At 71.8% G+C, this 13273-nt stretch carries 12 protein-coding genes; all 12 read left to right on the forward strand.

The annotated features are described in order from the left end of the window. Positions 1-36: 36 nt before the first annotated feature. The 12 genes from ABC270_RS05640 (at position 37) to ABC270_RS05695 (ending at position 13194) form a co-directional block, all read left to right on the forward strand. Entirely contained in the window at positions 37-1395 is a 1359-nt protein-coding gene (locus ABC270_RS05640; RefSeq protein ID WP_412879881.1) for an ABC transporter substrate-binding protein, read from the forward strand. Next, positions 1395-2423 carry a carbohydrate ABC transporter permease gene (locus ABC270_RS05645; RefSeq protein WP_412879882.1) on the forward strand — a complete coding sequence of 343 codons (1029 nt, stop codon included), beginning with the start codon at positions 1395-1397 and terminating at the stop codon, positions 2421-2423. Before ABC270_RS05640 ends, ABC270_RS05645 begins: the two co-directional genes overlap by 1 nt. Further along, entirely contained in the window at positions 2420-3373 is a 954-nt protein-coding gene (locus tag ABC270_RS05650; protein WP_412879883.1) for a carbohydrate ABC transporter permease, read from the forward strand. Before ABC270_RS05645 ends, ABC270_RS05650 begins: the two co-directional genes overlap by 4 nt. Before the next feature lie 93 nt (positions 3374-3466). Further along, complete coding sequence (locus ABC270_RS05655) at positions 3467-4306, forward strand: sugar phosphate isomerase/epimerase family protein (protein ID WP_412879884.1); 840 nt, start codon at positions 3467-3469, stop codon at positions 4304-4306. Then, entirely contained in the window at positions 4303-5496 is a 1194-nt protein-coding gene (locus ABC270_RS05660) for a Gfo/Idh/MocA family protein (protein ID WP_412879885.1), read from the forward strand. The genes ABC270_RS05655 and ABC270_RS05660 overlap by 4 nt, the downstream gene beginning before the upstream one ends. Then, the gene (locus tag ABC270_RS05665) at positions 5493-6380 is read left to right on the forward strand and encodes a sugar phosphate isomerase/epimerase family protein (RefSeq protein ID WP_412879886.1); all 888 of its coding nucleotides are present in this window, start codon (positions 5493-5495) and stop codon (positions 6378-6380) included. Before ABC270_RS05660 ends, ABC270_RS05665 begins: the two co-directional genes overlap by 4 nt. Continuing rightward, entirely contained in the window at positions 6377-7684 is a 1308-nt protein-coding gene (locus ABC270_RS05670) for a mannitol dehydrogenase family protein (protein ID WP_412879887.1), read from the forward strand. The genes ABC270_RS05665 and ABC270_RS05670 overlap by 4 nt, the downstream gene beginning before the upstream one ends. After that, complete coding sequence (gene manD, locus ABC270_RS05675) at positions 7681-9033, forward strand: D-mannonate dehydratase ManD (RefSeq protein ID WP_412879888.1); 1353 nt, start codon at positions 7681-7683, stop codon at positions 9031-9033. Before ABC270_RS05670 ends, manD begins: the two co-directional genes overlap by 4 nt. A gap of 31 nt (positions 9034-9064) precedes the next feature. Then, positions 9065-10057 carry a hypothetical protein gene (locus ABC270_RS05680; RefSeq protein WP_412879889.1) on the forward strand — a complete coding sequence of 331 codons (993 nt, stop codon included), beginning with the start codon at positions 9065-9067 and terminating at the stop codon, positions 10055-10057. Positions 10058-10260: 203 nt separating this feature from the next. Next, positions 10261-10914 (forward strand): 50S ribosomal protein L25/general stress protein Ctc, encoded by a 654-nt coding sequence (locus ABC270_RS05685; RefSeq protein WP_412879890.1) that lies wholly within the window; start codon positions 10261-10263, stop codon positions 10912-10914. Positions 10915-10945: 31 nt separating this feature from the next. Then, positions 10946-11530 (forward strand): aminoacyl-tRNA hydrolase, encoded by a 585-nt coding sequence (gene pth, locus ABC270_RS05690; RefSeq protein ID WP_412879891.1) that lies wholly within the window; start codon positions 10946-10948, stop codon positions 11528-11530. A gap of 107 nt (positions 11531-11637) precedes the next feature. After that, a complete protein-coding gene (locus ABC270_RS05695) occupies positions 11638-13194 on the forward strand; it encodes a hypothetical protein (protein WP_412879892.1) in 1557 nt (518 codons plus the stop codon). Positions 13195-13273: the final 79 nt, after the last annotated feature.

Genomic DNA, 13273 nt, shown 5'->3' on the forward strand with positions numbered 1-13273 from the left:
CGCGGCCCACGGAGGTCTCGAGGAGGAAACCCCCGCATGAGGACACGAAGACTGAAGGCCCGCTCCGTGGTCGGAGCCGCCGCCGTCGTCGCGCTCGCAGCACTGTCGCTGCAGGGTTGCGCGATCGTCAACGGCAGCGGCGACGACCCGAACACCCTCCGCGTCATGATGGCCGCGGACACCACCTACCCCGAGGAACGCAAGCAGTGGCAGCAGGACGTCGCCGCCGAGTTCCAGCGCACCACCGGCGCGAAGGTGCAGTGGGAGACCTACTCGTCCGCGCAGGAGGAACTGACCGCGATCCAGACGAGCGTCATCTCCGGGCAGGGCCCCGACGTGTACGCGATCGGCACCACCTTCACCCCGACCGCGTACGCCACGGGCGCTTTCGTCGAGATGGGGAAGCAGGAGTGGGACGCCGTCGGCGGGAAGGACCAGTTCGACCCGGCGTCGTTCGGCATCTCCGGCCCGAGCTCGTCGAAGCAGATCGGCATCCCGCTCGCCAGCCGGCCCTTCGTGATGGCGGTCAACAAGGACCTGCTCGCGAAGGCCGGGATCACCGAGATGCCGACCACGTGGGACCAGCTGACCGCGGACGCGAAGAAGACGACCGAGGGTGACGTGCACGGCATGGCGGTCGCCTACGCCGACGGGTTCGACCCGTGGAAGTTCGTCTGGGGCATGGCGCAGAACGCCGGCAACACGATCGTGACGAAGGACGGCACGGCCGAGATCGACACGAAGGCCGTCGAGGACGCCTACCGCACCTACTTCGACTGGGTCACGAAGGACGGCGTCGTCGACAAGGCCGCGATCGGCTGGAACAACGCGCAGGCCCTCGCGCAGTTCACGGACGGCAAGGCCGCGTTCTTCCCGATGACGACCACCACCGCGATCAACTCGTTCAAGGACACGAAAGTCGACGGCAAGTACGAGTTCGCCCTGCTGCCGACCGTCCCGCCGGGTGCGACGTCCCGCCCCGGTGACGGCATCGAGGCCGCCAGCATCCTCTCCGGCGACAACTGGGTCGTCGCCGACTACGGGACGAAGCAGGACCTCTCGTTCGACTTCATCAAGCAGCTCAGCACGCCGAAGGCGCAGCTCGAGTACTACAAGCTCTTCGGCAACCTGCCCACCAACGCCGACGCCGCCGCACAGCTCGCAGCCGACAACCCGCAGCTCGCGCCGATCATCCAGGCCGGGAAGCTCTCGAAGCCCACCGCCTTCACCGGCGCCTGGTCGGACATCCAGCTCGCCCTCGTCGACGTCGTCGTGCAGTCCATCCCGCAGCTCAAGAGCGGCGAGGTCAGCGACGAGCAACTGCGGCAGCGCCTCGAGGCCGCGCAACGGGACGCCCAGTCCACCCTGAACCGCCAGAAGAACGGAGGGCTGTGATGACCGCCACCGAGACCCGGCCCCGCACGCAGCCCTCGCGACCCCACGGCGTCCGGCCCGTCGGCAAGACGCCCTTGTACAAGCGCGAGCGACCGCTCTGGATGCTCCTGCCCGGTGGTGTCCTCATGCTCGCCGTCATCGTGGTGCCGCTCCTCGTCGGCGTGTTCATCGCGATGCTCGACCTCGACCAGTACACGCTGCGGCAGTGGTTCAGCGCCCCCTTCATCGGGTTCGCGAACTTCGCCGAGGCCTTCACCGCCTCGCCGCTCCTGCACTCGATCTGGATCTCGGTGTCGCTGTCGGTCCTCGTCACCGCCGTGACGGTGCCGATCGGGGTCGCCGCCGCGATCTCGACCCAGAACCGCTTCCCCGGCCGCGGACTCGTCCGGTCCGTCTACCTCATCCCGTACGTGCTCCCCGCGTTCGTCGTCGGCACGTTCTTCCGGACCATGCTCCAGCCGCAGGGCGTCGTGAACTCGGTCCTGCACACCGACGTGCTCTGGCTGAACGGCTCCGCGTCGTACTGGGCGCTCGCGGGCGTCATGGTGTGGACGAGCTGGCCGTTCGTCTACCTGCTCTCCCTCGCCGGACTGCAGGCCGTCGACAACGAGGTGCACGAGGCCGCCGCCCTCGACGGCGTCACGTGGTGGGCGAAGCTGCGGTACATCATCTTCCCGTACCTGAGCGGCCCGCTCTCGCTCGCGGTGATCATCTCGATCCTGCACAACATCAACAACTTCACCCTCCCGTTCGTGCTGTTCGGCATCCCGCTGCCGTCGAGCGTCGAGGTGATGCCCGTCCTGACGTACATCGCGAGCTTCCAGTCGTTCCGCTTCGGCCTGTCCGCAGCCATGGCGATCTGCTCGCTCGTGATCGTCGCGATCCCGCTCTTCGTCTACCTCCGAGCGGTGAAGCTCGACACGGGTGACGACGCGGGCCCCACCCGCAAGCAGCGACGGGCCGACCGGGCCACGCTCGCCGCGGCGACCCCGGCCGCAGCCGCCGACATCGACGGAGCCCGCGCATGAGCACCCAGAGCACCTTCCGCACCCGCACCCGTCCGACCGCCACGCTCACCGAGAGCATCACGGCCCGGAACGGCCGCCCGGCGAAGCGGCCCTACGACACCGACGTCACCCGGCTCCTGCCACGCTGGCTGCTCGTCGTCGTCATCGCCGTGATCGTCGCGTTCATCGCCGTCCCGGTGCTGTACATCCTGTTCGGCTCCGTCAACTCGGACGTCGCGGTCGCCCGGGGGGAGTACTTCCCGTCCGAGTTCACGCTGGCGAACTACGTGAACATCTGGTCCACCGTCGCGCTCGGGCAGGGACTCGTGAACTCGATCCTCACGGCCGGGGCGGTCGCCGTCGCGAGTGCCGCGCTCGCCGTGTCCACCGCGTACGTCCTCGTCCGGTTCCGGTTCCTCGGCCGCCTCACGATCCTCCGCGGGCTCCTCGCCCTGCAGTCGATCCCGGGCACGCTCCTGCTCCTGCCCGTCTTCGTGGTGTTCTCGAACATCGCGAGCGCGACCGGCGTGCAGATCATCGGGACCAGGTGGGGCCTCTTCGTCACCTACCTGACCTTCGCCCTGCCGTTCTCGACCTGGGTCATGGTGACGTACCTCCGTGGCCTGCCGAAGGAGCTCGAGGAAGCCGCCCGCATCGACGGCGCCTCGAGCGGACGCATCCTCCGGAGCGTGGTCCTGCCCCTGTCGTGGCCCGGCATCGTCGTGTCGGCGATCTTCGCATTCCTGCTCGGCTGGAACGACGTCCTGTTCAGCACGATCATGACGACGCCGAACACCCGCACCGTCGCGGTGGTGCTCCAGGTGCTCGGCACCACCCAGGAGGGCGGCGCCGTCCCGATCTACGGCCAGATGATGGCCGCGTCGATCGTCTGTGCCGTGCCGGTCGTCGCGCTCTACCTCATCTTCCAGCGCTACCTGGTCGGCGGTCTGACGGCCGGCTCTGTGAAGTAGCGCTGTGCAGTCTTCCGACTTGTCCACAGACAGCCTGGAGGCGCGGTGCCAGCCCGCCCCGCGCCTCCAGACTGCCTACATGAAGGGAACGCAATGACCGACCAACCCACGTGGGAGCTCTCCGGGTTCGGCGACGAGATCGACGCCGACCCGGCGATCCAGGTCGCCGTGCTGCAGGCGCTCGGCGCCAGCGCCATCGAGGTGCGGAGCGCATGGGGGGTGAACGTCGTCGACCTCGACGAGGACCAGCTCGCCGGTCTCCACCGCCTGTTCGAGGAGCGCGGGCAGACCGTGTCCGCCATCGCCTCGCCGATCGGCAAGGTGTCCGTCGACGAGCCCGTCGAGCACGAGGTGGGACGGCTCGGACGTGCGATCGCCGCGGCGCACGCGCTCGGCACGACCAACATCCGGATCTTCTCGTTCTACTTCGAGGGTCGCACGGCCGAAGCCGTCCGCGACGATGTCCTCACCCGGATGCGCGCCCTCGCCGACCTCGCCGAACGCGAGGGCGTCACGCTGCTGCACGAGAACGAGAAGGACATCTACGGCGACGTGCCCGACCGGGTGCTCGACATCGTCGAGAGCGTCGGCTCGTCCGCGCTGCGCCTCGCGTGGGACAACGCGAACTACGTCCAGTGCGGCGTCCGGCCCTTCACCGACGGCTGGGCGCAGCTCGCTCCGTACGTCGACTACCTGCAGGTCAAGGACGCGCTCGCCGCCGACTCGTCCGTCGTGCCGGCGGGCGAGGGGGACGGCGAACTGCTGCAGACCCTGACCGCGCTCCGCGACGCCGGGTACGCCGGGTACGCATCCCTCGAACCGCACCTCAGCGACTTCACCTCCCTCGGCGGGTTCTCCGGCCCGGCGGCCTTCGGTCGCGCCGGCCGTGCCTTCCGCTCCCTCACCGACCAGATCGGAGTCACCCTGCGATGACCACCCCACTGAAGCTGGCAGTCGTCGGCGCCGGCGTCATCGGACGCCACCACGCCCGCGTCGCCGTACAGCACCCGGACCTCGAGGTCGTCGCCCTCGTCGACGCGATCCCCGCCGCGGCCACGAGCGCCGCCGACGAACTCGAGGCGATGGGCGTCGCGCGCCCGATCACCACCGAGACCATCGAGGAGGCGATCGAGCAGGCCGACATCGACGTGGTCGCGATCTGCTCGCCCTCCGGCATGCACGTCCAGCTCGCCGAGGCGGCACTCGCTGCCGGCAAGCACGTCGTGATCGAGAAGCCGCTCGACACGACGATGCCGCGAGCGCGGCAGATCGCGGCGCTCGCCGCGGACGCCCGCGAGCGCGGTCTCGTGACGAGCGTCATCAGTCAGCACCGCTTCGACCCGGCCTCGGTCGCGGTCGCCGGCGCCGCGCACGACGGCTCGTTCGGCACGGTCACCTCTGGCGTCGCGAGCGTCGCCTGGTACCGGTCACAGGGGTACTACGACTCCGGCGACTGGCGCGGCACGTGGGAGCTCGACGGTGGCGGCGCGGTGATGAACCAGGGCGTGCACACCGTCGACCTGCTCGTCTGGGCGCTCGGCCGCCCGGAGGAGATCTCGGCGCAGACCGGGCTGCTCGCGCACGAGCGGATCGAGGTCGAGGACACCGCCGTCGCCACGGTCCGCTTCCGGAACGGCGCCCTCGGCGTCATCCACTGCACGACCGCCGCCTACCCCGGCCTGTCCGCGCGCTACGCGGTGTACGGCACGCACGGTTCGGCGATCGTCGACGACGACCGGCTCGCCTACTTCCACGTCGCGCCGGACACCGCGACGCTCGAGTCGGCATCGACCACCGCGAACGCCACCGCCGTGGCCGACGCGGTCGACCAGAAGTCCGACGTCGTCCCACCCGAGCACGTCGTCGGTGGTCCGACCGAGCCCGACCACTTCGCCGCCGGCCACGCACGGCAGTACACGGACATCGTCGCCGCGATCCGTGAGGGCCGCCAGCCCGGCGTGACCGTCGACGCCGCGCTCGTGTCCCTCGCGACCGTCCGCGGGCTCTACGTCAGCGCGACGCTCGGCGGGCCGGTCCGGATCGACGACGTCATCGACGGCCGGTACGACGACGTGGTGCCGGTCGTCGGCGCTGCGACACCCAGTGAAGGAGCGACCCGATGAAGTTCTCCGTGTTCACCGCCTCCACCCCGGACTGGACCCCCACCGAAGCGGCGCAGACCCTGGCCGAGCAGGGGTGGGACGGGATCGAGTGGCGCGTCGTCGACGACCGTCCCGCGGACGGCGCCGAGGTGCCCGCCGGCCGGTCGTTCTGGGCCGGCAACAAGTCGACGTGGCAGTTCACCGGCATCGCCGACCGCGTCGGCGAGATCGCCAGCGTCACCGACGCCGCCGGGCTCGAGTACTCCGGCATCGGCGGCTACCAGCAGGTGTCCGACCACGACGGCGTCGAGACGATGCTCCGCGTCACCGCCGAGCTCGGCGCCCGTCAGGTCCGCGTGACGATGCCGATGTACCGCGCCGAGCAGGAGCGCACCGGCGAGACCTACAACGCGATGTTCGACCGCACCCGGGCCGACCTCGAGTGGGCGACCGGCCGCGCCGCCGAGCTCGGCGTCAAGGCGCTCGTCGAGCTGCACCACATGACGATCACCCCGTCGGCGTCCGCAGCACTCCGGCTCGTCGACGGACTCGACCCGGAGCACGTCGGCGTCATCCACGACCTCGGCAACCTCGTCATCGAGGGGCAGGAGGACCACCTCGCCGCCTTCGAGATGCTCGGTCCGTACCTCGCGCACGCCCACGTGAAGAACGCCCGCTGGGTCGACACCGGCGACACCCGGCCCGACGGCAGCCGCGTCTGGCAGAACGAGTGGGCACCGCTGCGCGACGGCCAGGCCTCGGTCGCCGAGTACCTCGACGCACTGCGGCAGCACGGCTACGACGGCTGGGTCACGATCGAGGACTTCTCCACCGACCTCCCGCTCGCGGAGCGCACGGCCGACAACCTCGCTTACCTCCGGTCCCTCGTCGCGGTGGCGGCATGACGGACCGCCGCCCCGGCATCGTCCACCTCGGCATCGGTGCGTTCGCGCGCGCCCACCTCGCCTGGTACACGGGTCGCGCCTCCGGCGAGCAGTGGGGCGTCACCGCCTTCACCGGTCGCTCGCCCGCCGTGACCGAGGCACTCGTCGCGCAGGACTGCCGGTACACGCTCGTCACCCGCGCCGCCGACGGCGACACCGCCGAGGTGGTCGACACGATCGTGGCTGCCCATCCCGGCAGCGACGACACGGCCTGGAGGCGCGTGGTCGCGTCCCCGGAGACGACCGTCGTCACGCTCACGGTCACGGAGCAGGGCTACCGGTCCGGCTCGGACGTGCCCGCGCGGCTCGTCGACGGGCTCGAGGCGCGGCGCCGTGCCGGCGCCGGCCGCATCGCCCTGGTGTCCCTCGACAACCTGACGCACAACGGTGAGGTCCTGCGATCGGCAGTGGTGGACGCCGCCGAGGACGATCAGCTGCGCACCTGGATCGAGTCGAACGTCGCGTTCCCCAGCTCGATGGTCGACCGGATCACCCCCGCCACCACCGAGGCCGACCTGGACGACCTCGCCGGGCTCCCGGGGGCGCTCGAGGGCGACCGCGCGCCCGTCGTCACCGAGCCGTTCGCCGAGTGGGTCCTCGAGGACCGGTTCGACGGCATCGACCGGCCGGCATGGGAGACCGCGGGCGTGCGGATCGTCGACGACGTGACCCCGTACGAGCAGCGGAAGCTCTGGCTGCTCAACGGGTCCCACTCCCTGCTCGCCTACCTCGGGCTCCTGCTCGGGCACGAGACCGTGGCGCAGGCGATGGACGACCCCCGGTGCCGCGCGGCCGTCGAGCAGCTCTGGGACGAGGCCGCCGCCGAGCTCCCGCTGCCCGACGCCGAGGTCCACACGGCCCGCGCCGCCCTCGTCGAGCGGTTCGCGAACCCGCGCATCCGGCACACGCTCCGGCAGATCGCCTCGGGCGGATCCCAGAAGCTCCCGGTCCGGGTGGTCGACGTGCTGCGGCACCGCCTCGCACGCGACCCGGACGCGGGCACCGGGCCGGGAGCCGCCTCGGCGCTCGCCGCCTGGTGGCTGCACCTGACCGAGCAGCCCGAGCTCGTGGACGACGCCGGAGCCCCCGGTCCAGACTCGGACGTGCACGACGTCCTGCGCACCGTCGCCCCGGACCTCGACACCACCACCGTGGTCGCCGCCGTGACCGCCGCGGCCGACCGCATCCGCTCGGCCAGGCACGACGACGCCGACACCCGCGCCGACGAAGCCGGCACCCGCACCGAAGAAGGAGCGCACGCATGACCGACACGACCACGAACCCCGCCGCGCCGGTGCCGGGTGCCGAGGACACCGGATCCGCGGCGGACCCGACGGCCGGCCGACCGGACACCTGGGCGTCGACCGACCGCGGGCAGCTCATCGACCGCGCCGAGGTCATCGTCACGAGCCCGAACCGGAACTTCGTCACGCTGAAGATCACCACCGTCGACGGTGTCACCGGACTCGGTGACGCGACGTTGAACGGTCGTGAGCTCGCGGTCGCGTCCTACCTGTCCGAGCACGTCGTCCCGCTGCTCGTCGGCCGCGACGCCAGCCGGATCGAGGACGCCTGGCAGTTCCTCTACCGGTCCTCGTACTGGCGCCGCGGCCCGGTCACGATGGCCGCGATCGCCGCCGTCGACATGGCGCTCTGGGACATCAAGGGCAAGGTCGCCGGGATGCCCGTCTACCAGCTGCTCGGCGGCGCCTCCCGCACCGGACTCATGGCGTACGGGCACGCGTCGGGCAAGGAGCTCCCGGAGCTCTTCGACTCGATCCGCGAGCACCAGGCCGAGGGCTACCGGTCCATCCGCGTCCAGACCGGCGTCCCCGGGCTGGAGAGCATCTACGGCATCGCCTCGAACACGACCTCCGAGGGCAACGAGGGCGTCCGGTACGACTTCGAACCCGCGCAGCGCGGGGCGTACCCGGCGATGGAGGACTGGGACACCCGCGCCTACCTCCGCCACGTGCCCACCGTGTTCGAGGCCGTGCGGAACGAGTTCGGCCCGGAGCTCCCGCTGCTGCACGACGGTCACCACCGGATGACGCCGCTGCAGGCCGCGAAGCTCGGCAAGAGCCTCGAGCCCTACGACCTGTTCTGGCTCGAGGACTGCACGCCCGCCGAGAACCAGGAGGCGCTCAAGCTCGTCCGGCAGCACACCACGACGCCGCTGGCGATCGGTGAGGTGTTCAACACGATCTGGGACTTCAAGGACATCATCCGCGACCAGCTCATCGACTACGTCCGCGGGGCCGTGACGCACATGGGCGGCATCTCCCCGCTGCGGAAGACGATGGACTACGCCGCGATGTACCAGATCAAGTCCGGGTTCCACGGCCCGACCGACATCTCCCCGGTCGGCCTCGCCGCCCAGATGCACCTCGGGCTCGCCATCCACAACTTCGGCATCCAGGAGTACATGCAGCACGGCCCGAAGACGAACCAGGTGTTCCGGCAGACCTTCACCTTCACCGACGGGTACCTGCACCCGGGCGACGAGCCGGGCCTCGGCGTCTCGCTCGACGTCGACGAGGCCGGCAAGTACCCGTACGAGCAGGCGTACCTGCCGTTCAACCGACTCGCCGACGGCACCGTCCACGACTGGTGACCCGCCGGCGGAACGCGGGCATGCTGGGCTGATGGAGTTCAGCGAGGTCGCCGGGGAGCTGCTGCTGGTGGCCCCCGGCGACTTCGTGCGCGCCCGGACGGAGCGGCAGCGCGCGGTGCGGAAGGACGACCGCGCCCTCGCCACCCGGATCGGCGGGCTCCGGAAGCCGGCACCGGCCGCGTGGGTCGTCGACCTCCTCGTGCACGACGACGCCCTCGACGAGGCCATCGACCTCGGGCCGGCCCTCCGCGACGCCCAGGCGAGCGCGGACCCCGACGAGATCGCCACGCTCCGGAAGCAGCGGGCACGACTCGTCCGCGGGCTGACCGAACGGGGAGCGGCCCTCGCTGCGGCGGCCGGGCACGAGGTGACCCGCGCGGTCCTCGACCAGGTGGCGGCCACGATCGAGGCGGCGATGATGGACCCCCACGCCGCAGCGGCCGTGCGTTCCGGGCTGCTCGTCCGCCCGCTCGAGAGCGTCGGGTTCGACGGCGTGGACCTCGACGGCGCACTGGCCGACCCCGACGCCGTGCCCGACGCGTGGAGTGGCGCGGACGCCGAACCGATCCCGATCGACGACGCCCCCAGCCGCAAGCGGACGCGCCGCGCCGACGGCCACCGCGACCACCGCGACGACGCCGGTCGCGGGACGGGGTCGACCCGTGCCTCCCGGCCGACGGCGGAGACGCGCCGAGCGGAACCGGACGCGCGACCGGACGACGACGTGCCGGTGCCGGACCGCGGGGCACTGCGCCGTGCGGAGACCGAGGCCCGACGAGCGTCCCGCGAGGCGGACGCCGCGCTCGACGCGGCCGAGGAGGCGCTCGACGCAGCGGACGCGCGGCGGCGGGAACTGGAGGACCGTCGAGCGGGACTCGCCGCCGAACTGGAGCAGCTGGATCACGACCTCGCCGACCTCGCGGACGAGACCGATCGGCTCCGAGACACCCGCGACGACGCCGAAGCCGTGAGTGACCGGGCCCGGGCCGAGCTCGACGCCGCACGCGACCGTCGACGGAACTGATCGGTGCGACACGCCCGGTCCACGCCTGGTAGGCTTGGCGACTGACTTCGGCGAGGGCTGCGCACGCGCAGCCGTGATCGACGCGGTGGGAGACCCGGCCCAGTCCTGGGAGCGTTCCTCACGCGTGCACGCGTTCGAGTTGCAACACCACAGACCCCCCGATGCCGGCACCCCGGCGTCGACCACGACACCAGGAGGCAACCATGGCCGACAACACCAAGCTCGCGGCGGAAGTCCGCACCAAGTTCGGCAAGGGCGCGGCCCGCAAGATCCGTGCGAACGACAAGATCCCCGCGGTCGTCTACGGCCACGGCACCGAGCCGAAGCACATCACCCTCCCGGGCCACGAGACGATGCTCATCGTCCGTACCGCCAACGCGATCATCGACCTCGACATCGAGGGCACCGCGCAGCTCGCCCTCGTGAAGGACGTCCAGCGCGACCCGGTGCGCCAGATCATCGAGCACATCGACCTCGTCGTCGTGCGCCGTGGTGAGAAGGTCACCGTCGACGTCCCGGTCGTCGTCGAGGGCGAGTCCTTCTCCGGCACCATCCACGTCCAGGACCTCGCCTCGGTCTCGCTCCTCGTCGAGGCGACGAAGATCCCCGAGCACGTCGTGGTGAGCGTCGAGGGCCTCGAGGACGGCAAGCAGGTCCTCGCCTCCGAGCTCGAGCTCCCGGCTGGTGCCGAGCTCGAGACCGACGCCGACGCGCTCGTCGTCCAGATCGTCACCCCGCGTGCGACCGCCGACGACATCGCGGCCGACGAAGAGGCCGCCGAGGCCGGTGCCGAGGCCGGCGCCGAGGGTGAGGCCGCTGCCTCCACCGACGACGAGTCCGAGTCGGACTCCGAGTAACACCCCGATCGCGGACATCTGGCCGACGCTGATGGCTGACAACGTGTTCGTCGTGGTCGGGCTCGGGAACCCCGGGCCCGGCTACGCCGGCAACCGCCACAACGTCGGCCAGATGGTCCTCGACGAACTCGCTGCCCGGATGGGTGCGACGTTCAAGAAGCACAAGACGCCGAACCAGGTCGCCGAGGGGCGCCTGGTGCCCGGCGGACCGAAGCTGGTGCTCGCCAAGCCCGCTTCGTTCATGAACACCTCCGGCGGCCCGGTGTCGTCGGTCCTCGGGTTCTACGGACTCGACGCCCGGTCGCTCGTGGTCGTGCACGACGAGCTCGACCTGCCGTACGACACCGTGCGGCTCAAGGGCAGCGGCGGTCACGGCGGACACAACGGGCTCCGCGACATCATCAAGGCGACCGGCACGAACGAGTTCGCCCGGGTGCGGATCGGCATCGGCCGTCCCCCGGGTCGACAGGACCCCGCCGACTACGTGCTGCGCGACTTCTCGCCCGCCGAGAAGAAGAACCTGCCGAACCTCATCGCAGACGGCGCCGATGCCGTCGAGGCGATCGCCGACCTCGGCCTGCTCGCGGCCCAGCAGCGGATCCACGCTCCTTCCTGATCGGCCTCCGACCCCACGGTCCCCGAACTGGGGGACCGCGACGTCCCCCGGGGTCGGTAGGTTCTGCCGGGGGGTGCCCGACCCCCGGTGAACGAGGGGGTCCTCCCGTGGCGCTGCACCGATCCCGGTGGTCCGGCCGACGAGTCGCGATCCCGACCGTCATCGTCTCCGCCGTCCTCCTCGCAGCAGCCGGGGGCATCGCCGCTGCCGTCGCGCCGGCGAACGCGGCCGGTGCGACGTGGGACCCGGACACCGTCATCACGGACGCACCCGGAGCAGCGTCGTCGTTGGACGCCCCGAACGACGTCCGGTACACGCGCTCGGGGGCACTGCTCGTCGCCGACTTCGCCGGGAACGGCGTGCTGCGACGCGATCCCGACGGCACGTGGTCGGTCCTCGCGCCGTTGGGGACCGACGACCGCTCGATGTGGAACCCGTCCGCGGTGACCGAGACCGACCGAGGTACGGTCCTCGTGGCCGAGGCCGGACGTCGGACCGTGGCGGAGCTCGACGGGCACGACGTCGTGCGGCGCTTCCCGGCACCCGGCGACCGTGCGGTGGGTGCACTCACGGCCGTCGGCACGACGCTCTTCGCGGCCGCACCCGGGAGCGGCTCGCTGTGGGTCACGGACACGGACACGGACACGGACTCGGCTGCGGGACGGTGGTCGTCCGTCGCCGGCCCGTGGGTCGACCCGGCGGGCGTCGCAGTGTCGCCCGACGGCAGCACGCTGATCGTGTCGGACCAGTCGACCGACACCGTGTGGCAGGTCGATCGCGCGACGGGTGACGTGTCGTCGCTCGGCAACCCGGGTGACGATCCCGCCCGGGTGCGCCTGCGGGGTGTGGCGGTGCTCGAGGACGGGTCGGTCGTGGTTGCGGACAATGGTGGCGGCCGGGTGTTCGTCCGACAGGACGGCGTCTGGAGCGTGGCGTTCGCGGCGGCTCCTGACGGCTCCCCGCTGGTGAACCCCACGGGGGTCTCCACCGGACCGGGCGGGAGGATCGCGGTCGCGGACTACAACCAGCGTCGGGTCGTGGAGGCCGCGCGGGTCGGGGGAGCGGAGGCGACCGCGACGCCGACCCCTGGTGTGCAGCCGACGCAGACTCCGACGCCCGACGCGACGCCGACGCCAGCGCCCGGCGAGCCGAGCACCGCACCGACCGTGGGTGCGACCCCGGCGCCAGCGGGTGGCGAGCCGAGCACCGCACCGACCGTCGGTGCGCCCCCGACGCCGGTGGCGTCCGGTACCGCCACTCCGACCCCGACTCCGACTCCGACTCTGACGCCGAGCCCGACTTCGACCCCGACCCCGACCCGGAGCCCGAGCCCGAGCCCGACTCCGGGCCGGACTCCGACTTCGACCCCGGCCCCGGCCCCGACCCCGACCGCTACTGCGGGCCCGACCGCGTCTCCGGAGCCCCTCGACCCCGATCCCGGAACCGCCGCCCCTGCAGGGAGTGGCAGCGTCGCCGACGCAGACGGGGGGTCCCGCGCCGGCACCGACGCCGTGACCCCACCGCCGAGCACCGCCGCGCCCCACCGAGCGCTCGCGAGCACCGGCGCCGGACCCGTCGGCGCCCTCGCCCTGGCGGCCGCCACGGCCCTCGTGGCCGGCGTCGTGCTCCGGACGACCACCCGCCGCCGCTGGCACCGCCGCTGAGACCGGCGCCCCACCGAGCGCCCGGTGTTCGCCGCCCGCGCACGCCCGCCCGTCTGTCGGAGGCCGCCGGTACCATGTC

Origin of the sequence: Curtobacterium phoenicis (assembly GCF_047238015.1) — a bacterium.
Lineage (GTDB): Bacteria > Actinomycetota > Actinomycetes > Actinomycetales > Microbacteriaceae > Curtobacterium.